At 64.5% G+C, this 23,927-nt stretch carries 10 protein-coding genes and 2 pseudogenes; 2 read left to right on the forward strand and 10 right to left on the reverse strand.

The window, feature by feature from the left end; all coding sequences use genetic code 11:
- Window positions 1-124 precede the first annotated feature (124 nt).
- The 4 genes from ABS769_RS09170 to ABS769_RS09185 form a co-directional block, all read right to left on the reverse strand.
- Window positions 125-1,723 (reverse strand): family 43 glycosylhydrolase, encoded by a 1,599-nt coding sequence (locus ABS769_RS09170; protein WP_317060301.1) that lies wholly within the window; start codon window positions 1,721-1,723, stop codon window positions 125-127.
- Window positions 1,720-6,081 carry an Ig-like domain-containing protein gene (locus ABS769_RS09175; protein WP_317060300.1) on the reverse strand — a complete coding sequence of 1,454 codons (4,362 nt, stop codon included), beginning with the start codon at window positions 6,079-6,081 and terminating at the stop codon, window positions 1,720-1,722. The genes ABS769_RS09170 and ABS769_RS09175 overlap by 4 nt, the downstream gene beginning before the upstream one ends.
- A gap of 54 nt (window positions 6,082-6,135) precedes the next feature.
- The gene (locus ABS769_RS09180; protein ID WP_430544128.1) at window positions 6,136-8,892 is read right to left on the reverse strand and encodes a TonB-dependent receptor plug domain-containing protein; all 2,757 of its coding nucleotides are present in this window, start codon (window positions 8,890-8,892) and stop codon (window positions 6,136-6,138) included.
- 495 nt (window positions 8,893-9,387) lie between these two features.
- Window positions 9,388-11,745, reverse strand: a complete 2,358-nt coding sequence (locus tag ABS769_RS09185; RefSeq protein ID WP_317060297.1) for a Tat pathway signal protein — start codon at window positions 11,743-11,745, stop codon at window positions 9,388-9,390.
- Between the two features lie 178 nt (window positions 11,746-11,923).
- Here ABS769_RS09185 and ABS769_RS09190 point away from each other — a divergent pair.
- Together ABS769_RS09190 and ABS769_RS09195 are read left to right on the forward strand one after the other, a co-directional pair.
- Window positions 11,924-12,194 (forward strand): annotated as a pseudogene (locus tag ABS769_RS09190) (hypothetical protein); the annotation flags it as partial.
- A gap of 236 nt (window positions 12,195-12,430) precedes the next feature.
- A pseudogene (locus ABS769_RS09195) lies at window positions 12,431-13,513 on the forward strand (DUF5694 domain-containing protein).
- A gap of 492 nt (window positions 13,514-14,005) precedes the next feature.
- On the opposite strand, the gene ABS769_RS09200 reads toward ABS769_RS09195, so the two are convergent.
- From ABS769_RS09200 to ABS769_RS09225, 6 genes are all read right to left on the reverse strand, one after another.
- Window positions 14,006-14,302: a hypothetical protein gene (locus tag ABS769_RS09200; RefSeq protein WP_168958412.1), complete on the reverse strand. Its 297-nt coding sequence runs from the start codon at window positions 14,300-14,302 to the stop codon at window positions 14,006-14,008.
- A 234-nt stretch (window positions 14,303-14,536) separates the two neighbouring features.
- Window positions 14,537-16,177 carry a DUF5597 domain-containing protein gene (locus ABS769_RS09205; protein WP_317060295.1) on the reverse strand — a complete coding sequence of 547 codons (1,641 nt, stop codon included), beginning with the start codon at window positions 16,175-16,177 and terminating at the stop codon, window positions 14,537-14,539.
- Window positions 16,174-18,522: a S9 family peptidase gene (locus tag ABS769_RS09210; RefSeq protein ID WP_317060294.1), complete on the reverse strand. Its 2,349-nt coding sequence runs from the start codon at window positions 18,520-18,522 to the stop codon at window positions 16,174-16,176. The genes ABS769_RS09205 and ABS769_RS09210 overlap by 4 nt, the downstream gene beginning before the upstream one ends.
- The gene (locus ABS769_RS09215; RefSeq protein WP_317060293.1) at window positions 18,512-20,098 is read right to left on the reverse strand and encodes an APC family permease; all 1,587 of its coding nucleotides are present in this window, start codon (window positions 20,096-20,098) and stop codon (window positions 18,512-18,514) included. The genes ABS769_RS09210 and ABS769_RS09215 overlap by 11 nt, the downstream gene beginning before the upstream one ends.
- Before the next feature lie 65 nt (window positions 20,099-20,163).
- Window positions 20,164-22,044 carry a DUF885 domain-containing protein gene (locus ABS769_RS09220; protein WP_317060292.1) on the reverse strand — a complete coding sequence of 627 codons (1,881 nt, stop codon included), beginning with the start codon at window positions 22,042-22,044 and terminating at the stop codon, window positions 20,164-20,166.
- Entirely contained in the window at window positions 22,041-23,858 is a 1,818-nt protein-coding gene (locus tag ABS769_RS09225) for a DUF885 domain-containing protein (protein WP_317060291.1), read from the reverse strand. Before ABS769_RS09225 ends, ABS769_RS09220 begins: the two co-directional genes overlap by 4 nt.
- Window positions 23,859-23,927: the final 69 nt, after the last annotated feature.

Consider the following 23,927-nt stretch of genomic DNA (forward strand, 5'->3'; position numbering starts at 1 on the left):
GTTGATGGCAATGCGGTGATTGCCCGAGTCGGGCACACCCTGATTGAGCTGCCTGCACGCCGACGATTGCGTAGCGTCGCCAGCATCCAGCCGCAGCGTGGGCGCCAGCGCTTTTTCAGCCGCGTTAAGGCGCATCGCAGTGTGTACTGTCGGCAGCGCTCGCTGCAGGCAGACGCTGCGGCTGCGGCGCCAACACTTCCCATTCCTGCACCGCCAGCGCGGCGTGGCGGGTTCCGGCGCCGGAGGCATCCAGCACCACGCGTACGCAGCGCGTGGTCACTGGCACAAACGACACCGCTTCGTAGCGATCGACGCGCGTGCCATAGCTGTCGCTCGGCTGCACCGGATGCCACTGCCCGCCCTGGCGAAATTCCAGATGCCAACGCGCCGGAGGCGCCACGCCGATCTGCGCACCGGCCGGCTGATCGGCCCAGAACACGATGCGGGTGCGGTCCAGGGTCACCGGTTGTGACCAGCTGTATTGAATCCACTGCTGCGGCGGATTGTTCGGTGTCCAGCTGCCCCATAGTTGCGGCGGCAGCGGATTGGCCTTGACGATGCCGTCGTTGAGCGCGGCCATCCAGTACTGCAGCGGAATGTCCGGGCCGTTTGAAGCGGTGGCGTAGGCGGCAGGCGCCTGATTGCGCTGCAGTGGTGTGGGCGGCTGCGGGCGCCGGGTCGGGGTGACGGTGCCAATGCGCGCCGGTTGCGTGCTGTCGTCCCACTCCAGGCGATCGATCGCCACGCTGCGGCGAAAATGCCCGCCACCGCGCGCATCGGCGGTGTGATAGACCAGATACCACTGCTGGTTGAAGGCCACTATGCCGGGATGCGAGGTGGTCGAGGACACCGGCGGCAGCACGATACCGCGATAGGTCCACGGCCCCAGCGCAGTCGGCGCGCTCGCATAGGCGATGCACGCGTGATACAGCGTGGGCGTGCAGGCGGAATCGCGGCCGGCATTGTTGGCAGCATACGCCAGGTAATAACTGCCATTGCGCTTGAACAGCCAGGGCGCTTCGAAATAGCCGGCCAGCGTCTCCACCCGCACCGGCGTGCCCTTGAAGCTGACCATGTCGCGCTGCAGTTCCACACCGTACAACGCGCCGAAGGTGCCCCAGTACAGATACACCCGCCCATCCTCGTCCACCAGCACGGTTGGGTCGATGTTCTGGATGTCGTTGGTGCCTGGCACCGACTGCGACACCACCGGCCCTTGCGGATGCGCATCGGTCCAGGGGCCGAGCGGGCTGTCGGCCACCGCCACGCCGATGGCAAACGGATCCGGATTGGGCGCTTTGCGTTGCTGCACCGGCGCATACAGGTAATAGCGCCCATCCGGCCCCTGCACGATCTGCGCGGCGTAGGCGTAGCGTTTCTCTGCCCAGGCGAACACCTGCTGCGGGCGCAGGAGATCGCGGTAATGCATCCACTGCCCGCTGCCCGGGTCGCTGCTGACGAACATCTGCCAACCCGGCATGACGAATGCGTTCTGGTTGGGCGCGGCGGTATCGCGCCCGGCCAGGATGTACAGCTTGCCGTCGGCGACCAGCGGCGCCGGGTCGGCCGAATAGCTGCTGCCATCGGCCAGGATCGGGTTGCCGGGTGCATGCAGGCGCTTGCCTTGCGTTGGCGTCGTCGTTGGCGTTGCGGCACATGCAGGAACATTGGCCAGCGACACTGCACATGCCAGTCCGAACACGCGAGTGAGGATGCGCGTCATGGAGTGGCGGTCTTGATCTGCACCGTCAGCGGGACCGACACCTGCCCGGTGGGCGCTCGCCCCTGGGCCGTACCGGTCAATGCGATCTCGCCGGGGTGCGCGTAGCGCGCAGGTGCCAGCGCCGGCCATTGCACCGGTAGCCGTTCGCGCGAACCGTCGTTGTACTGCACGCTGACAACCCCCGGCAGCGTCGGCGCATGCCCAGCCATCGCGCTCACCACTGGCAACGCCTGCACGGTGGTGATCTGCCCCGGCGGCGTGGCGCGCAACCAGACGCTGGCCTTGATCGGAATCGCGCCTTCCACCAAACCTTGCAGCTCCACTGCGCCCTCCCCGCTCAAACGATCCAGCGGCAACTGCGCCCACTGCACCGCAACCGGCAGCACGCTGCCATCGGCATAAAACGCAGTGACCTCCTGCGGCAGTGTCGGCTGCTGCCCGGGCGCAGTGCGCAGGTCGATCGCCTCGAGCTGGCTGGGCAGTTCGGAAAACACCTGCCATTCGTCCACGCCGACTGCCGCATGCCCGGTCGTCGTCGTTTGCGTGGTCAGCACTGCACGCAGCCCGGTTGTCACGATGGGCGCAAAAGTCGCCGTACTCGCTGCGCCGCCGCCGGCAATCGGGTAGCCGCCGTTGGCCAAGATGTCCTGCCAGCGCCCGTCGCGCAGGAACTGCAGCTTCCAGCTGGAGGGCGGTGCCACGCCGCCGTCGGGCTGGTCGTCCCACACCGACAGCGTGCTGGACGAGACACGCACCGGCCGTGGCCACTGGTACTGCAACCAGACCGATGCAGGTTGCGCGCGGCCATAACTGCCCCAGCGACGCGCGTTGCCCGGCACACTGCCCGCAGCGGGGATGAAGCCGTCGTTGAGCGCCTCCACGCGGTGATGCGCACTGGTGACTTCGGCGCTGGCAGTGGCCATGCCCTGTACCGGCACCTGCTGCAGTGCCGGCGCTTCGGGCGCATCCACCTGCACATCGGCATGACCGGCGAGCGCGCCATCGTCGGCCAGCAGCCGCAGCGTGTAGCGCCCTGCGCGGGTGAAGCGCACCGCGGTGCGCATCGCGGCAGCATCCGCAAACAGCGCTTCACCGCCGTCGGGCGCGTGCTGTGTCTGCCAGTGCACCTGCAGCGCGCCGTTGGGCAAGCCGTCGTCGCCCACGCGGCCATTCACCACCACGGTGCCATCGGATCCGGGATCGTCCAGCTGCCACGCCTGCACCTGCGGCGGCGAATTGCCGGCGAGTGCAGGTGCGGGCATACCGCTGTCGAAGACCTGAATTTCCTTGATGCCGGTGCGTGCGCTGCCGGCGTGGGTCACCACTACACGCAGCGCACGCGCACGGATCGGCGGAAAGCGCACGCGGTTGCGATTGCCCTGCGCAATCGCTGTATCGCGCACCTGTCCGGGAACGCGCTTCCAGTTGCCGGCGCCGTCCTGGTATTGCACGGCATAGATCCACGGCGCGGCGTAGCCAGGAATGGTGCCAGACGCAAAGCCGTGTTGCTCGCCAGCGGGCGAAGAGCTGCGATAGAAATACAGCACCAGCTGATCCACTTGCCGTGCTTGGCCCAAGTCCAGCGCAATCCAGTCGCTAGCCAACGGCGAGCCGGCCGTGCCCCAGAACGGCGTGCTGGCGGTGCTGCCGTCCACCGCTGTAGCCGCCGCAAATCCGGGTGCGGCGAAGCTGGCGGTGACAGCGGCGCCTTCGGCCAGATTGCGGCTGGCAGTGGTGGGCAGTGACACATCCACACCGGCCTTGGCCAGGATCTGGGCGGTACGCGAGGTGCTCGCAAAGCGCACCTGCGACATCGCAGCCAGTTGCAGGGGGTGTGCGTCGAGCACATGCGCCACGCCATTGCGATTGACCGCATCCGGCGCTGCACTGACCTTGCCGCTCGCCGGGTCGTAGATCACGTGTGCCAGCCGGTCGACGCGAAACGCCAGCTGTCCATCCAGATACACGCTATATCCCTTGCCCACCTTGCCGCCGTAATGGGTGCCGGTGCGGTCCCAGACAATGCTCAGGTTGCGATCGCGATAGCGCAGATGTTCGGCGGCAAAATACGCCCAGCCGATATCGATCGGATACAGCTCGATCTTTTCATCGCTGCGCGGGCGCAAGCCCATCGCATCCTCGATCATGCTGAAGTTGGTCGCACCCAACTGGGTGTGGTGGATCCATGAGCGGTAGCCGATCTTGCCGCCGTTGCCTGCGCTGCCCTTGGCCCAGAATTCGTTCTGGTCCGGGTAGTGGTTGTCGCCGTCGATGTAGGGAGCCCACGCGTTCCAGTACAGCAATGTGCGGTAACTCTGCGCGCTCAGAAACGGGCTGGGGTAATCGCGCAGCGCCTCGCCCAACAGACGGAACGCGACAGTGGCGTTGATGGTGGAAAAGTTGTTGCTGCCGGCATCGGCGCCGCTGCTGCGCGCCTGCAGATCCACCTGGTTGGCGGTATAGAACGGAAACAGCGGGTACTGCGCCGCATCGGCGAACAGACGCAGTGCCCGCACATATTTGGGGTCATAGTCGGGCTCGCCCTGCTTGGGCATCAGGCCCACGCTGAAGGGGTAATAGTTATTGGTCTCCTTCCAGTCCACCGGTAAGCGCGGCCCGCTGGCCTGGCGGTGCTTGAGCAGATCGCCGTGCAAACCCACCGAGTCGGCGGAGTCGCTATGGTCCTGCCACAGCACCTCGACCACCGCCTTGCGGATACGTTGCGCGGTGGCCTGCATGCGTTGCGCCGTTGCCGTGTCGCCTGCCAATGCTGCGGCCTGCGCGGCCGCCTGCGCGTTGGCATACACATAGGCGCTTTCGGTACGATCCATGCGGATCTGCCCGTGCTGCTTGGCCCAGTCGAACGACACTGCATCGGCGTCGTTGCCGGTCATCGCAGCCCAGTCGTATTCGATCAAGCCGTTGTGATTGAGATCGTAAGCGGCCAGGACGCCATCCACATCGCCGCTGCCATAACGCGCCAGTTTTTGCGCGAGTGCGGCCGGCCCGCCATGCAACTGCATCGACCGCCACGCCGAAGCAGTGATGTATTGCGCGTAGGAGTTGGACCAGTGTTCCGGCGAGCCGGGATTGTCGGTGTACTTGCCGCCACCGGCGGTCTCGCCTGCACTGAGCCAGCTGCCGTAGGCATACAACGGATCGCGCAGATACTTCAGGTCGTCCAGAAACATGCCGGTGGTCAGCACGATCGCGTTGTTGTAACCAAGCACGCCTTCGATGGCGACCGGAAACTGATAGTCGTTGCCCGGCACGTTGGCATCAAGAAAATTAAAGCGCAGCACCCACCAGCGATAGAACAGGCTCTTGGTGATATTTTCGTCGGGCGTGTCCAGATACGGCAGGTTGTCCACCCACCAGTGGTTGTAGCTGGCGACATGTGCCTGGTAGGCCTGCTGTGGCGACTGCGCGGCGATGCGCAGGTACTCGGCGCGCGCTTCCGGCAACTCGTGCGTGAGCAGGCCCAGCTGCACTTTCACTGCAGCAGCCTCGCCGTTGGCAGGCACGGCCACCTCGCGCACCAGATGCTTGCCATCCACCCGAAAACCATCGCCAGACATGCGTGGAAACACCGTGGTGATTGCGTTGTAGGCAGCGAAGGCACCGGTCAATTCATTGCCGTCTGCATGCTGCGCCATCGGCGACAGCGCCTGCACCGATAGCGCATGCGCTGCGCCATCCAGGCTGGAGAAGGTGAGACTGGCCACTGCGACATTCTGTTCGGTGATGTATTTGACCAGCCGCATGCGCACGCCCGCGCCGGCATCGTCGAACACGCTGCTGAAATAGCTGGGTGTTTGCCGTCGCTGCGTGGCGTCTTCTTTCCACTGCACCGGCTGCGGGCCCTGCATGGACTGGATCCGCAGCAGCGCGTCGTAGTCGGTGGCATGCCAGTACGCCACCTGGCCGACGAAGCCGGGTTGCGCAGGTTGGTGATCGGCCAGATAAGCGGCGCGGCCACGTGTCAACAACCACTGGTTGTTATCGCCTGCCCCACCGCCCTCTCCGTCGCGCGCCAGCATGCGGTCGATCCAGAAATCCTTGCCCGGCGCCTGCCCGGCCCCGTGTGCGATATCGGCGGCATAGATCCTTGCCAGTTGTCCGCCAGGCGCGAAGGCCACACCACTGTTCGGCACCGGATGCGCGAGCCCGCGAAAACGTGGCTCGCCGATGGCGGCGTTGGTCGCCGCAATCGGCGTGTCATGCGTTTCATTGGCGGTTGCCGACGGCACGCTCAATACCGCACACCCCCAGAACAGCGCGGCCGCACCGGAACGCTGGACCAGGCGAAGCCAGCGCCGGTGCCGATCCAGGAACGAAATCACGCGAGATCTGCACATGCGCAGGCCCCTTGAAAAGTGCCAGCCCACACGGTCAGCACGCGCATCGGCACTTCAAAACTCCACCCGCACTCTGCTCCAGAAGTAACGGCCCAAGGTGTCGTAGGTGGTGGCATCGGTGTTGGCCGCATTGGAGTAGCTGTAAAAACGCGGCGGCGCGCGATTAGCGAGGTTATCCACGCCCAGCGCGAGCGTGCTATGCAGCGACGCGATTTTCCGGCTCAGCGAGGCGTTGTGATAGACCACCGACCCGATCGGAAAGTAACGGCAGCTACCATCGGCTTCGGTGTCGGCGCAAAAATCGTCGTACGCGCTTCCGTTGACGGTACGACCCAGATAGCGGGTGGTCCAGCTTGCATGCCACGGCCCGTTGTCCCAGGCCAGATTGGCCACCGCACGCCAGCGCGGCATGTTGCCCCAACTGGAATTTTCGCCAACATAGTTATGCGTTTCGCCGGCAAAACGAAAGCTGGAGAAGAAGGTCGCGTCCAGACCGGCAGAGAAATCGCCCCACGCGGTCTCGGCCAGCGTGTAGTGGATGCCGGCATCGTAGCCGCGGATATCCACCTTGCCACTATTGTAGGAAAACGGCACCGACACGCGGGTCAGCTGGCCAGCCGCATCGCGCTGAATCAACGGGCAGAACGCGGCGTCGCGTCCCTCAAAACAATCGTTGACCACCTGCTGCAGGCCCACACCGGACAGCATGTCGTCCAGCACCACGCGCCAGCTGTCCAGGTTGAGCGACAAGCCGGGCATCCGATCCGGGTCGTAGACGAGGCCGACGTTGTAGGAGCGACCGCGCTCGGGCTTGAGCTGAAAACCGACGTTGTTCGCACCGGACGTCACCACATCGAACTGCGCAGTGTTGCGGAAGCTGCCATCGCCGGGCACATTCGCGCAGGCCGGATTAGGTGCACCGGTTAGGCCCTCGCAAGGATCCTGGAAATCGCCGGTGTTATCCACCACAGCCGTGTACGGCGAGCCATACAGATCCCCCAGCGCCGGCGCGCGAAATACCTGCGAGCCGGTTGCGCGCACCAGCAGGTTGGCGATCGGCCGCCATTCGATGGCGACCTTGCTGTTGGTGGTGGCGCCCCAGGCGTCGTACTTGGAATAGCGCGAACCGAGATTGAGATTCAGACTGTTGGCAAACGGCGCCTCCTTCAATAGCGGCACCAGCAGTTCTGCATATGCCTCGCGTACCGATTCGTCGCGCCCCTGCTTGAGGATACAGCCATCGTTGTAGTCGCAATTGCCGTCGGCATCGGCAGCCGCCACGTCGCTGCTGGTGCCTTGCGCAAACTTGTTGGTGCGATAGACCAGGCCGACGGCGGCCTGCACCGTTCCGGCCGGCAGTTTGAACAGATCGCCGTTGGCGCTGATATCGACAAAGCGCATCTGGCTCTCGTCGATCAGATCCACCGGCCGCTGGGTGCCGCGCAACGCGGCGATGGTGGCCGGGTCGTTGGGGTTGAAGATATTGATCGGCGTGCAGCCGGCAATCACCGCACCCGGCGCACCGCACTTGACCACCCCATCGCTGTCAAGGAACGAGGCCCCCACCGCGTTGTTCAACGCAGAGGTGATCGAAAAACCGGTGCGCACCAAGGTGTCCTTGTAGCGCGCATAGCCGGCTGCGGCATCCCACTGCCAACTGGTGCCTTCCACGCGCCCGCGCAGCCCGGCCACGATGTTGGTCTGAAACATCGTCGCGGTATAGACGCGCGTATTGGCCTGCGTGGAGCGCAATAGATAGCGGTCCAATTGATCGCCGAACGGGTTGTAGTAATTGTCGGCCGCACCCTGCATCTCCATGCCGAACGCATCCAGCCGCGAAGTGGTTTTGCTGCGGGTCCAGAACACGTCCATATAGCCCTGCACGTTCGGGGTGAACTCGAAACTGCCGTGCAGCGAGGCGTTGGTGCGCTCGATCGGCGTGATCAGATACTGCGCGTCGTAGACGTTGTAGCTGTCGGTCGCGCGTTGATACGGGCGAAACGCATCTTCGCCGACCGCGCCAGGTGCAACGCCCTCTGCGGGTGTGAGCACGCGCCCGTCGTTCAAGAACGCGCGCGTGTTGCCGCCACGGATTTCGCTGACCTGGCCGTCGAGATATTCCACGGCCTTGGCCGCGTAGCCGCGATCGCGGTTGAATACCGGGTTCATCGAATTGCGACTGAGCCCGAGAATCAACCCGCCGCGCTCCCAGGTCTTGCCCCATTCCACCCCCAGCGTGCGGCTGTTGGCATCGCCATGCGTGCTCTGTGCGTAATCGACCGTGGCGGCAAAACCGTCGTACTTGTCCTTGAGAATGATGTTGACCACGCCGCCGATCGCATCGGAGCCATACACCGACGAGGCTCCATCGGTGAGCACTTCCACCCGCTCGACCATCGATGCGGGAATCGCATTGACGTCCACGCCCGGCGCCGAGGCCACGCTGCTCGCAGGGCCGGCCATGCGATGACCGTTGACCAGCACCAGAGTGCGTTCTGGGCCGAGATTGCGCAGCGACACCAGCGCGCGGCCATGGCTGAAACCGGAGTTGAGCGCCGGGCCCGGCATGAAGCCGGCCATCGCCGGCAATTGCTGCAGCAACTGGCCAAGCGTGCTCTTGCCACTGTCTTCGATGCGCTGCCGGTCGACCACGATGACCGGGCTGGCCGTCTCTGCATCGACGCGGCGCAGATGGGTACCGGTAACGTTGATCTGATCCAGGGTCTGGGTGGCGTCGTCGTCGGGTGTGCGCTGCTGTGCGCCTGCCGGCACTGCAACGATCGACAAGACCAGGATAATTGCCTTGACCAACGGATGACGCGTGGAAACAAGAGGTTGCGACAGAAAGGCGGAGCGGCTGGGCGACATCGGAATTCCTTGTGCTTTCGTGGGGATAACGGCCAACCTGCGCGCACGGCCAAGCCGCACTGCGACAGCGCAAGATGAGAGATCGATCGCGACAAACACGACACCAGTGAGTTGCCGCACGAAGCGGCAACTATCCAAGCAAGACGACGACGCTGCTCTCCCCCTGAGAGCACGTGACCAATCGATGACAGATCACGTCAAAAAATCTTGCGGCAACGCCTCGGCGCCGTCTTGACGAATTTATCCGGCAGCCATGCGGAAATTCACGTGCTTGTGTCGACATGTCGACATCACGGCCAACACCGTGGCGCGATCAGCGCAGCTGACATGCAAAGTAACCAGGCTACCGAGCGCACAGGATCCTGCGATCGACGCCACCGACGCCACGCTGTACCCAGCGCGTGCCGCGTGCCGATTCCGGCACTGCGGCACGGTGCGTCACACGTACCACGCCTGTACTGCCACCACGGCAGCGCTGCCAGACAACGCCACACGATCCGCATGCGGGCCTTGCAGGCGTGCAGGCTTGCCGTCCACGAGCACACGCTCCAGCCGCGTGCCTTGTGGCGCACGCAAGGTCAGCCAGGTGCGCTTGGGCGCCTGCTCCGGCAGTTGCACCTGTGCATCGATACGGCGCTCATCGACATCCGTACGCAGCGTCAGCGTGACCTTGCCCCAGCGCGTTGGCGCTGCGGTGATGCCGACTGTTGCACCGCTGCCCAACCACGCACGCGGCAGCGCACGCGCCAAAAACAACTGCTCGCCGGCACTGTCGTCGCTGACCAGCATCCAGCGCAGCAGCAGCGGGATGGTCATCTGCGCGGGAATGCAGAACAACGGCATGCCGCCGGTGATGCCGCTGACTTCGCCCGCTGTCCAGCTGCCGCGCGTATGCACCTGGTAGCGGTGCGCATAGACGAACAACAGATACTCTTCGATGCGATCCAGCCGCAGCAGCTGTTGCGCATAACCGTAGGAAATGAATCCAAGCAGATCGCGGCTGCCCGGCTCCGGCGGCGCGATATTGGCCACCACGCCAATGCTGGTGCCGCCATGGCCGCGCAGGCAATCGATCACCAGGTGAGCCAACGCGTCCGGCAACACATCGGCCTGCAGCAATTCGGCATACGCGCGGTGCGGCCATTGCTGTTCGCTGGGTTTTTCCTGCAGCAGCGATTGGCGAAAGGTGAGTTTGGCGCCCGGTAACGGACCGACATACGGCGGCGATACATCGCGGCGCACATTGGCACGCAGGCTGGTTTCCAGGCGCATGCGCAATTGTTTGGCACGGCGCTGCCATTGGTTGGCCAAACCGGCATCGCCACCGAGCGTGCTCCAGATCTGCGCGATGTCTTCCCAACCGCGAATCGTCAGTGCGCTATTGGCGTAGTACGGTTTCCACCACAGCGATGGATCGGGAAACAGACAGGCATCAGATTCGTTCCAGCCGTGCAGCAGGCCATGGCCATGCGCGTTGCGCGGCAACGCCAGGGCCTGGTCGTGCAAGTCGCATAGCACCTGCGCAGTGGCCGCGATCTTGGGCAGCAGACGCCGCAGCCGCGCCGCATCGCCGGTGTAACGCAGATAGCGCGCCAGCAGCGACAGGGTCAGCCCGAATTGCCCGACCTCCGGCCCGCGCATGTTTGGCAGGCCATCGTCCTGCACGAAGTCGTCGAAATAATTGTCCAGCACCGCGGCAGCCTGCGCGAAGCGGCCCCACTCCAGGTTGGCGTAGAACGAACTGGTAAAGGTGTCCTGGAAACCGTCGTACTCGTTGCCGTAGTAGTCGCGCTCCACCGCACCGTACTTGGGGTAATCGCCACCGGGCCGCACCACCAGCTCACGCGCGAACGCGAACTGCGCCATGTCGTTCCAGCTGGCATCGGGCAGCTGCGCCTGCACCGTACCGTCCAGGGCCTGCTGCCAGTACGCGGCGAAATCGATCAGGGCGGCGTAGAACTGTTCGGCCGTGGCGGCCTTGCGCGACGGTGAAAACGCGGGATAGCTGTGGGTGTAATGCACGCCGACGATCTCGCCGCCACGTACGTGCATCGTGCGATGCCAGGTCTGCACCACGAAGCGATCGCTGGCACGCACATCGGCGAACACCAGCACGTCGTACCAGCTATCGGCCTCGCCCTCGCGCCGCATCACCTTGCGCACCGCCGGCATCCAGCCACCCAGCATGCCTTCTTCGCGGCGCTTGATCAGGGCTTCTTCGCCCAACTCGGCAAACGCCTGCTCCGGGCGCGAGGTGCGGCTGCGGCCATTGGGCAGGATCGGCATGGTGTCCAGGCTTTCGCGCGTGCCGACAAACGTGGTCCACGGCCAGCGCCCACCATTGTCCTTGGGGTCGAGCAGCGAGGCCGGTGGCGGCGCGACATCGCGCACCTGCGCCTCGTCCGGGTCGCCATCGCGCAGCAGGCGGTCAGCCAGCAGATCCGCCTCGGCCATCGCCACCTCCGCCAGCGACATGCCGAAGTACGGCTTGCCCTCGGCCGGATAGGCCGGCTCGGTGCGTTTGTCCAGGCGCAGCATGCCGGCCTCGGTCCACAGCGTCAGCTGGCCCTGCGGATTGTCGAGATGCTCGTAGACGGTCCAGTCCTGCTGCAGATGCCGAAAGCGGCACAGCGTGCTGCCGACATGCGCGGCGGAGGGGAGTGCTTCCAGACGTGGCAGAGCCGGTGATGGCAGCGTCGTCGGCGTTTGCGGTGTCCCCGGCATTGCGATCGCAGCACCTGCACCCACCACCGCGGTCGCTGCCATGCCCTGACGCAAAAACGTTCTACGGTCCATCGTTGCGCCCCGAAGTGATCTCTGCCCCATCGTGCGCGACAACGCGCCCGGCGTCTTGTGGCACGTGTCCGGCACCTGTGCGGAAATCTGCACACAAGCAGGCATCGATCGACTCACAGTCGTGCCTGCTGCGATGCCGAGCCTGCTGTCTGCAGTTTGATACACAACCAGCGGTAATGGCGGCACCAGCGCCGCCCTGCCGGCGTGGGCTGCGTGATTGGCACGGATCTCGCTGCAATCGCAGCCAACCCAGCGTTGTGGTGCAGCACCTGTCTGGCCAACCCGATACCTTCCGCGACAGCGGCGATGGCGACAACGGCGGCTTGCGTGCGTCGGACGGACGGGATGCCAACGCCGGACTCGGCGTCGCCGACGGCGCGCGGTTGACGGCGCTGCTCAAACCACGCGTCATGCCGGCTGCACAGGTTGGTGCAGCGCCATCGCGATAACGGCGCAGCGGTTGCTCGTGACTCCCCTGCCATTTGGCCAAGTGACTTTTCGGCCACGCCCGAGTGTGCGGTGACCGCCACACTGCGGCACAGACGCAAGCTGCATCGTCGCCAGACAGCCGCGCAGCCATCACCCGTACACAAGGAACGTCATGCAGCCACAGCCACCTCGCATCTCGCACATTGCCCGCGCGGCAGCACGGGTTGTTGACACCAGTGCGCACTCCGCCAAGCTGTTGAAACGTTCAGCGCGTGACTGGCTGTGGCTGGCCTTGATCGCGCCCTGCATCGCGCACGCACAGGTCGATCTGTCGCAGCTGGATGCCGAGATGGCCGCGCCACGCACCCAGGTGCTGGTCCTAGGCAGCGTGCACTTGTCACAGTTGCCCAAGGGCAGCGACATCGGTGCGGCGCGCTTGCAACCGTTGATGGACCGGCTGGCCGCCTACAAGCCGACCATCATCACCGTAGAGAATCTTTCGGGAGAAACCTGCGATCTGATGCGACGTCATCCTGCAGTCTATTTACCCGAAGACAGTGCGACCTATTGCCCCGACACCAGCGACGCGGCACGTGCCACCGGGCTGGATGTTCCCACCGCGCTAGGCCAGGTACGCGCAGCGCTCGGCACCTTGCCGAGCGCGCCCACACCGGCACAGCGTCGACACCTAGCCGCGCTGTTTCTGGCCTCCGGCGATCCGTCCTCTGCGCTGGTGCAATGGTTGCAGCTTGCGCAGGCCGAACAGCGCAGCGGCGATGGCCTGGATGCGGCGTTGGTGACGCGACTGCGCGCCATGGAAACTCGCCCTAACGAGAGCGACCAGATCGCGGCGCGACTGGCCGCAAGGCTCGGCTTGCAACGCGTCTACCCGGCCGACGATCACACCGGCGACAACGTGGACCTGGGCGACCCTGTCGCGTACGGCAAGGCCATCCAGGCGGCCTGAGACAAGGCCGCACCGCGTGCCAACGCCATGCGTGAGCGCGAAGACCAACTGGCCAGCGCAGGCAAATTGCTGGAGCTCTATCGCGCGATCAACCTGCCGGCCAGCCAGCAGTTGGCCATCGCAGTGGATTTTCGCGCGGCACTGAGCGAGGGGTCGCCGCAGCACTTTGGCTACCGCTACATATCCGGCTGGGAAATCCGCAACCTGCGCATGGTCTCGAACGTGCGTGCCAGCTTTGCCGACCAACCCGGTGCACGTGTGCTGGCGGTAGTGGGCGCCACGCACAAGCCCTGGTTCGATAACTTTCTGGGACAATTACAGGGCGTGGATATCGTCGATGCGGAGAAGGTGTTGAGTACTGGCGGGCAGTGAGTACAACGACTTCAGCGTGACGCTCTAAGTCAAAAGCCTAGTCAGTCGAGGGCGCGGTGCCCTCGCCCCTCGCGGGACACGCCGCAAGTACGTCCATGTAGGCTCGGTGGCGGCATCCATGCCGCCACACGGTCCCGCAACCGGCAAGGGCACCGCACCAGTAAGTTGATTGGTGACTTGGGGGAGAGCGTACTATCGCTCTGCTTGCACTGGGGAGCTGATTGGACTCGTTGTGATCCAGACAACGCATGTCATGCACTGCTTGCACCCTGCACACCGACACTCTCGACTGGCCCTTGCCCGCCCACCGTCGCGGGACCTTACGCGGCATGGATGCCGCGTAAGAGCCTACATGGACGTACTTGCGGCGTGTCCCGCGATGGTGGGCGGGCAAGGGCCCTGCAGCGAAGTGGCAGACAAGTGTCGCCAAGCACGGCATCAAACGGACAGCCGTGCATTAGATCGACAACGGCCGTCGTCCACTCCGAGCTCTCAGCTCAATACGTCCAACAAGCTGCCCAACATCTCGTCGGAGCGCCGTAGCGCAGTGGCGTTGGCCTGGAAATCGTTGCGTGCCGATAGCCCTTCGACCAGATCGGTGGCTGGCGCAGAAGGATCGGAGCTGGCATCGACCACGCTGGCCGCCACTCCACCATTGGCTTGCGTGCTGGCCGCAACGGCCTGACGCGGACTGCCGTCCACCGGCTGGCGGGCCACATTGCTGGCGGCCACCTGCTGACGCAGCGCGGCCACCTGCATTCCGGAACTGGCGATAGAACTGATGCTCATGATGGCTCCGGTGCAGAAACTGAGAAATAACCAATGACGCTTGTTTACTGACCAATCAGCACAATCGCCGCTGGCAGTTACGCCGTGCTGCTGTCGCTCTTACGCCATCCAAGCCGCGTGGCAAGCGTTCCTTACGTGAGGACAACCGGCGGACAGAAACTGCAATCCAGGTCTAGAGCACTCACCGACTCCGACCACACCCGCCACACGGCTGCGCAGTCGCCTAACGCACGCTCAATACGTGCCAACCCGCACACGCAACACCACAGGCACCTCGCCCGCCGCATCCACACGACCGAAGTTGAGGCCGTAGTCGGTCTGGTCGCCGTTGAGCTGTCTTTCGACCTGCCAGCGCCCGTCCACATACCGCCCCTGCTCCACCCGCAACAGTTGTCCATGACGGGTATCGGCCGCGTCGCGGAAAAATTCAATGCGCGCGGCCATGCCGGTGACCAGGAACTCCTCCGGCCCCAGCTGCGCCACCAGCAGCCGGCCGGCGTGGTCGTCGTTGCCCGGCAGGATCGCCGGCGCATCGCCCCACATCGGCGCACCGAACGACACCTTGGCCTGCCAGTCGCCGAAGCGCAGCGCGCGTTGCGGCGCGCCGGGCTGTTCGGCCACCGCCTGCAGCCGGCCGTCGAAGGCCGCCTGGGCCAGGATCCGCTGCAACGGCGCCAGCAACTTGAAGTTGGCCGCATGCGCAGCGATCGCGGCGCGGTTGGCGGCGCTGTCCTGGTTGCCATCCATGCCGAACACCGAAAAACCGATTCCCCCCTGCCCCAGCACATGAAACAGATACGGCGCCGTCGCCGCCTCGAAGCCGGTTTCCGACACCCAGGCCGGGTTGTCCGGCCGCGCGTACTGGCCGATGACCTTGGTGTATTCGTTGTAATCGTTGGTATAGATATCGGTGCCGATGAAATCGATCGAAGGCGTGGCCGCGCGCCACAGCGCGAACATGTTCACCGTCGCGCCGCCGGAGGGATAATCCAGCCCCGGATAACGCTTGCCCTTGTAGCGCAGCCAGGTGTTGACGTAGAGCGGCAGCGGATACACGCGCTTGCCGGCCGCGGCCACCTGTTCGATATACGCCGCGGTGGCATACGCATTGAAGGCTTCGGCGGCTTCGGCACCGAACAGCTGCTGCCAACTGCCCTGCGGTTTACCCAGCGCTTGCGCGATTGTGGCAGGCACGGGCTGCGCGAACGCCGCCTCGCCGGCCGGGCCATGGTCGCGCACCGTGCCGATCGCGCCGGGCTCGTTTTCCACCTGTACCAGGATCACCGTGTGGCGGTCGCCATCGACCTTGCGCAGGTGCTGCATCAACGCGGTAAACGCACGCGCATCGGCCTGTACGTTGGCGGCCACATGCGGCGACAACACGTCTACCGGTTCGCCGTTGGCGTCGCGCATGCGCGGGTAGGTGGCCTCGTCGCGCTTGATCCATTCGGGGACGTAATGCATCTGGCCGTTCTTCCAGCTGCCGAACCACAACAACGCCACACGCAGCCCACGCTTGCGCGCGCCGGCAATCAAAGCATCCACATTGGCGGTATCGAAGCGCCCGGGCGATGGCTCGAACTGCTCCCAGTACACCGGCGCTTCCACCGTGTTGGCATGCAGCGCGACCACTTCGTCCAGCACCTTGGGCAGCACGGCCGGCCACGCGCTGGAGTTGTGCAGCTGCGCGGCCAGTACGGTATACGGCGCGCCATCGACGAACACCGCATGGCGGCCGTTTTGAGTAACGAAGCGCGGCAGGTCTTCTGCATTGGCCAACAGCGGCGTGCTACCGGCCAACATTGCGAGCGACCACAGCAGGCCTGCGATACGGCCGCGCGGTTGCGCAACTTTCAAGGCAAACAAACGCATCATCGCGCCTCCGACGGTAGTGAATTCCAATGCGGTGTGGGTTCATGGCGCAGATGGCGCACGAAGAAGTCGTACTGGCGGCGCTGCACATAGTCGATCGGCCCGCTGGACCGGCCCACCGAATGCTCGCCACCGGGCACGTTGAGCAGGTCGAAGTCCTTGCCGCTCTTGATCAACGCATCGACCACCTGCGCGGTGGAGGCCGGATCCACGTTGCTGTCCTGCTCGCCGACGATCAGCAGCAGATCGCCTTGCAACTTGGCTGCGTTGACAACGCCCGAGGCCTGCGCATAGCTGGCATCCACCGGCCAGCCCATCCACTGCTCGTTCCAGCTGATCTTGTCCATGCGGTTGTCGTAGCAACCGGCAAATGCCACGCCCACCTTGTAGAAATCCGGATGCCGCTCGAGCGCGCCCAGCGTGCTCTGCCCACCGGCCGAAGCGCCATAGATGCCGACCCGGCCGATATCGTAGGACGGATCTTTTGCGGCCAACGCGCGATGCCAGGCAATGCGATCGGGAAAGCCGGAATCGCCGAGGTTTTTCCACGCGACATCGTGAAAGGCCTTGGAGCGATTGGCGGTGCCCATGCCGTCGATCATCACCACGATAAAGCCCAGATCGGCCTGCGCCTGCATGCCGATCTGCTTGTCGCCACCGGAGTGATAGCCGAACGGCCAGAACGTCTTGGGCACAAAGGAGTCGTGCGGTCCGGCGTAGATATTCTCGATCACCGGATATTTCTTGCTCGGATCGTAATCGCGCGGGCGCACCACCATGCCCCAGATGTCGGTGCGCCCATCGCGGCCCTTGGCCACGAAGGTCTCCGGCGCGCGCCAGCCGGCTGCCAGCAACTTGTCGATGTTGCCCTGCTCCACTTGCTGCAGCAGTCGACCATCGATGGCGTGCAGCTCCATCACCGGCGGCAGATCCGGCCGCGAGTAGACATCGACGTAATGGCGGCCGTCTTCTGCAATCGCCACATCGTGATCGGCGTCGGTGTGGGTCAGCCGGGTCAACTGGCGGCCGTCGAAATCCACGCTGTAGAGCTGCCGGTAGTAAGGGTCCTTGCCGGCATCCATGCCGCTGGCGGTGAACCAGATGCGCCGCTGCGCATCGTCCACGCGCAACACATCGCGCACGACCCACGCACCATGCGTGAGTTGCCGCTTGGGCTTGCCGCTGCGGCCATCGAACAGATATAGATGCCGCCAACCGTCACGCTCGGAAATCCACAGCAGTTCATCACCGCGCCCATTTACGTCGTGACGGAAGCTACGGTCGGCATACACGAATGTAGACGTGTCCTCGCCGACCGCAACATGCGCGCGACCTGTCTGCGCGTCCACCGCAATCACCCGCATGCGTTGAAAGCCGCGTTGCACATAGTCGAAGCTCACGCTGCGGCCATCACTGCGCCACTGCAAAGGCGACAGCACATACGGATTGGCGAACAAGCCGGTCTCCACGTCCTGGCGCGTGCCGTCCACGGCGAACACCACCGGCCGCTCCACATCCACCGCGTCGCCCGGCTTGGGATACAGCTGGGTGCGCACGACAGGTTGGCCGCCGCCCGCAGGCGCAGCCTCCACACGGGTGACGCGGCGGGCAAGGCCGGGACGCACGCGATACACCGCCAGCCGCTGCGAATCCGGCGACCAGGCGATGCTCTCCGGATCGAAATAATCCTCTGCACGGCCATCGGTGCTGAGCCGGGTCAGCTGCCCATCGGAAACGCGACGCAGGAGCAGATTCCAGCCATCGGCCAGCGCTTCCCAACGGCCATCGGGCGAACGACGTGGCGTGTTGTCGGCTGGCACTCCAGGCTCGCGCACCACACCGAAGCCGCGTGGACGTACCTGCGTGCCGGCATCATCGCGTGCGCAGCGGTAGCTCGTCAGCGTGCAACGCCAGATCTCTTCGCCAAGCTCGAAGCGGATCGCAACGGCGTCATCCTCGCCGTCTTGTGCATACGCAAAGCGCTCGAACGGCAACTGCAGCGCCGTGTAGGTCTTACCGGTCGCCGCCTGCAATGCCTGCGCCACGCGCAGTTGATCGAAGGCCGGTTTTTTCTGCAGCGTAGCGACGTCCATGCTGACAAAGGCGAATCCGCCAGGCACCGTCTTGCGGTAGTAAAACGCGCCGCTGTCCTTCCATTGCGCGGGCCACGCCACGTTCTCGGTCAACGTGCTCCATTGTTCGCGCAACCCCAGCGAGCGTTGGTAATCGGCCACGCTTGGCGCCGCCTGCGCAGCAGTCGATAGCACCACGATGCACGCAGCCAACCCATTCAAGCAGCCACGCAACCAGTGCGACACGCGCGCCTCACGCCGCAGCTCACTCGCCATCGTCCTCCTCCAGCGCCAGCTCATCGCTGCGCAAGCCACTACGCGCACCCCAGTGGTAAATGAAGAACGCAATCACCGCCACGCTCAAGGTATCGAACGGATGCGCGATCCAGCCGTGACCGCCGAACGTGCCCGCCCACGACACCGCCATCACCAGCACGAAGAACACGATCAACCACAGCGATGCACGCACCTGCCGCAGCAAGCGTGCACGGCCCTCGCGTGAGGGCAAGCGATACAGCACGTACAGCACGAACGCGAGCACCTGCAGGCCAAGCAACCACGACAAGGTGGGCCAGGTGGACCAGTAGATGATCAAGGCGGCGACAATGAACGACAGCGGCCCCAGCACCGCGAAGCCACGCACCCGGAACGGCCGCGGCAGGTCCGGCGCGCTGCGGCGCAACGCGGCCACGGTGACCGGCGCCACTGCATAGCTCAGCACCAGTGCCGCCGACACCACGCCGATCAAGGTCTCCCACGAGGGAAACGGCAACGTCCAGAAGATCGACAGGCCCAGGCTCAACCACAACGCCGGTCGCGGAATGCCCGATTGCGGATCCACCCGCGTCAGCACCGGCAAGAACCCGCCGCTACGCGCCCAGCCGTACACCACGCGCGGGGTGGCATTCATGTAGATATTGCCGGTGCCGCTGGGCGAGACCATCGCATCGCAGATCACCAACGCGGCCAACCACGCCATGCCTAAGGCCAACGCAATGTCGTGATACGGCAGTGCAAACACCTTGTCGATACCGCTCCAGCCAGGCGCCAATTGCGCAGCCGGAATGCTGCCCAGAAACGCCAGCTGCAGCAGCACATAGATCACCGTGGACAAGGCCACCGACAAGATCAAGGCGATCGGAATATTGCGCTGCGGGTCGCGCACCTCACTTGCCACCGACACGATCGGCGTCAGGCCCAGGTAGGCGAAGATGATGCCGCCGGCGGAGATCGCCGCTTCCACTCCGGCCATGCCCGAAGGCGCAAACCCGTGCACGGTGAGATTGCCCGGATTGAAGTGCTTCATCAGCAGCACGATCACCAGGATCGGCACCAGAAACTTGAACACGCTGACGATGTTGTTGGCCAGCGCAAAGGTCTTGACGCTGAAATAGTTGAGCAGGAAAAACAGCAGTAGCAGGGCCAGCTGTACCAACCAACCCCAGATGCTTGGGTGCGAGCCGTTGGCCTGATTGAGCACGGGAAACCACGCCGCCGCATATTGGCGCGCGGCTTCCACTTCGATCGCGATCAAACTGGAAAACGCGATCAAGGTGATGAAGCCGGTCAACGAACCGAGCAAGGCGCCATGCGAATACTCCGGGTAGCGCACCACCCCGCCGGCACGCGGCAATGCCGCCCCCAATTCGCAATACACCAGCCCCAGCAGCAGCACCGCGATGCCGCCCAGTATCCACGAAAAGATGCCGGCCGGCCCGGCGATGGAAGAGACATGGCTGGCCGAAAACAGCCAGCCCGAGCCGAAGATCGACCCCAGCCCGATAAAGGTCAGGTCGGTCAGGCTGAGTCGCTTGTGGAACTTGCCTTGCGTGGTCGCACCGTGTGTGGTCATTCGTCGCCCCGAAGAGTGGAAAGCGCTGTTGCTGTTGCGAAAAACGTCAGCGGGTTTTACGTGGATCAGTCGCTGGCAGCCGCCTTGGCATCTGCCGCCGGTGACTCGGCAGCGTCTTCGGCGGCATACGGCGAGACACCACCGTCGGCAATGAACCGGTCGATGCGCGCCTCCAGCACCGGCAACGGCACCGAGCCGGTCTGCAGCACCGCATCGTGGAAATGGCGCAGGTCGAATGTCTCGCCCAAGGCGGCTTCGGCCTTGCGACGCAACTCAAGAATTTTCAACTCGCCCAGGTAGTACGACAACGCCTGCCCCGGCCAGGCGATATAGCGATCCACCTCGGTGGTGACCTCATGCTCGCTCAGCGCGGTGTTGTCGCGCAGGTAGGCGTGCGCCTGCGCGCGCGTCCAGCCCTTGTGGTGGATGCCGGTGTCGATCACCAAACGGCAGGCGCGCCACATCTGGTAGGTCAGGTAACCGAAGCGATCATAGGGCGTGTCGTACATGCCCATTTCCTGGCCCAGATACTCCGAGTACAAGGCCCAGCCCTCGCCATAGGCGGAGATGAACCCATAGCGGCGGAACTCCGGTAGCCCTTGCGCTTCTGCCCCCAGCGGCATCTGCAGTGCGTGGCCGGGCGATGACTCGTGCAACGTCAATGCGGTCAGGTTGTACAACGGCCGCGATGGCAGGTTGTAGGTGTTGACCAGATAGATGCCGGGACCGCCACGGCCGCCGGTATAGAACGGCGCCAACTCCGGCGGCACCGGTTCGATGGCGAAGCGTCGGCGCGGCAGCCGGCCGATGTAATCGCCCACCTTGGCATCCACGCGCTTAGCGATCCATGCAGCCTGCTTGAGCAATTCTTCCGGCGTCTTGGCATAGAACTGCGGGTCGCTGCGCAGGAAATGCAGGAACGCAGGAAACACCGCCTGCCCGGCCGATGGCTTGAAGCCGCTGGCGACGATGGTCTGATCCATCTGCGTGCGCAGCTTGGCCACTTCCTGCAGGCCGATCTGATGGATTTGATCGGGGCTCAGATCGAGCGTGGTGAACTCGCGGATCTGCGCGCGGTAGTAGGCCTGGCCATCCGGCAATGCCTCGCCGGCCAGCGTGGTGCGTGCGCGCGGCTGGTACTCGTTGCGGATGAAGTCCAGCAGCTTGGCGTAGGCCGGTAGCACCTGCGCATCGATGGTCTGCACTGCCTGCTGCCGCAGTTGCGCCTGTACATCGGCCGGCAGCGTCGCCGGCATCTGCTTGAACGGTGCGTAGAACGGATTGGCCTCGCCCTTGGCTTGCACCACATCGGCGATGGACTGGTCGCGTCCGGTCAGTGTCACCCTGGGCTGGCTGAAACCACGCGCCAGGCCGGCACGCATATTGTCGGTGTGTTCGGCGAAATAGCGCGGGATATCGGCCAGCATCTTCAGATAGCGCTGGTAGTCCTCGCGCGTGCGCAACTTGGCTTCGGCGCTGAAGCCCAGATCGCTCCAGAACGCCGAGTCGCTGTTGAACGGCATTTCCCAGGCACGAAAATGCTGCTGGTCCAGCAGCACCAGCAACTGCTGCCGATACACCTGATAACTCACCTGGTCTTCGGCCGACAACTGCGCCGCCGGAATCGCATCCAGTTCCTTCAACGCCTGTTGCCAGTACGCGGTGCGCTGGTTTTGCGTGGCCACATCGACCTTGGGCAGATGGTCGGACTGCTTGTCTTGCGTGGCCTGGTTGTCTTCATCCACCGCGCCGGACAACTGTGCCTGGCGCCAGCGCCATTCGCGCGTGTACAGCGCCTTGAAGCGCGCGGCTGCCGCGTTCTGAGTGGCGGTGTTCTGCGTGGCGGCGACCGGCTCGGCGGCCTGGGCGGCCGCAGCAACGCCACTCAAGCTTGCGGCAATCAACACACTCAATGCGCTCGCGCGTAAAGCGCTGCTCGTCTTCATCCGCGCGCCTCCGGCGCAGCTTTGGCCTGTGCAATCCACTGCCGCACGCGTTGCTGCAACATCGCCAGCGGCATCGCGCCGCCGCCGAGCACCGCATCATGGAAGGCGCGCACGTCGAAGCGAGCGCCGAGCTCCTTTTCGGCCTCGGCACGCAGCGCCAGAATCTGCAGCTGCCCCAGTTTGTACCCCAGCGCCTGGCCCGGCCAGACGATATAGCGGTCGGTTTCGGACTGGATGCTGGGCTCGTCGTCGGACGGATGCGCGTGGAAGAACTCCACCATCTGCTGACGATTCCAGCGCTTGTAATGCACGCCGGTGTCGAGCACCAGGCGGTTGGCCCGCAACAACTCGCCTGAGAGGCGACCGTAATCGTTGTACGGATCCTTGAAGAAGCCGATCTCCTTGCCCAGCCGCTCGGCATACAGCGCCCAGCCTTCGATGTAGGCGTTGTAGCCGGCCTGCTGGCGGAACGGCGGCAATGGTAGCGTCTGCGCAAGCGAGATCTGCAGGTGATGGCCCGGCACGCCCTCGTGATACGCGGTGGTTTCGATATTGATCAGGGTGCGGCTGGCGAAGTCGCTGGTATTGACCTTCACGATCGCCGGCTTGGTGCCTTCCGGATTGCTTTGCCAGTACTCGGCGCCGGGCGCGCTGCGCCGGAATGCCGGCATTGCCTGTACTTCCAGCGGTGTTTTCGGCAGGTGGCCGAACAGCTTGGGCAGTTCCGGCTGCATTGCGGCGATGTAATCGCGGTACTGCTGCAGGATCTGCTCGCCGGAGCTGGCGAAGTGGCGTTTGTCGGTGTCCACCGCCTTGCGGAAGCTGGCCAGATCCGCAAAGCCCTGCGCCTTGGCGATCACCGTCATCTCGCCTTCGATGCGCGCGACTTCCTTCAAACCGATCTGATGGATCTCCTCCGGCGCCATGTCGGTGGTGGTCTGGGTATGGATGGCGTAGCGATAGCGACGCTCACCATCGGGCAGCGACCACACACCTTCCTGCGCGCGCCCTTGCGCGGCATATTCATCGCGCACGAAGGCGGCCAGCTTGCCGTAGGCCGGGCGCACCTGCTGCGCAATCGCGGCGAGCAGTTGCTTGCGTAGCGCGTCGCGCTGGTCAGCCGGCACCGCGGCATCGAGTTTTTTTAACGGCGAGGCGAATGGGCTCTGCTCGCCGGTCAGCGCAGCGATCTTGTCGATCTGCTCGGGCAGGCGCTCCAGCAGATAACGCGGCTGGGTGAGACCCTCTTTAGCACCCTGCCGCGACACCGCGATCACCTGATCGATCACCGTGGGAATCGTCTGCAGGCGCTTGATGTAGTCCTGATAATCCTTGGCGTTCTCGAACGGAAACGCATCGCCATAGCCTGCCAACCCCAACTGGATGCCGCCGATCGGCTCCAGCGGCATCGCATAGGTCTTCAGGTCGATGCCCTCCAGCTTGTCACGCAGCTGGCCGAGCATCATCTGCAAGCTGAGCTGGCGTTGCTCGTCCAGCGCCTTGCTGTCGATCGCCTCGAACTGCTTGAGCAGCTCGGCAGTGGCGGTGCGTTCTGCCTGCACGGCCTCAAGCGAATAGTCGCTCCAACGATCGTTGTAACGTTTGTCGCCGATGATGCTGGCGAACTCCGGGTTGTGCTGCAGCTGGTACTGCCATTGCTTGTCCAGCAGCGCGTCGAAGGCCTTGGCGGCCTGTTCGCTGCTCGGCGCCGAAGTGCCCGCAGCCGTTGTCTCGGCTGCGGGCGGCGCCGGCTTGCAGGCAGTGAACAGTGCGGCGGCCAGCAGGCCGATGGCGACAGGACGCAGGTGGTTCATGCAGTTACTCCAAGATGCAATGGCGGCTGTAGGAGCGCGCCTGAGCGCGACGGCTTTATCGGGAATGCC

The organism is Xanthomonas hortorum, from assembly GCF_040279205.1.
In the GTDB taxonomy this organism is placed as follows: domain Bacteria; phylum Pseudomonadota; class Gammaproteobacteria; order Xanthomonadales; family Xanthomonadaceae; genus Xanthomonas; species Xanthomonas hortorum_F.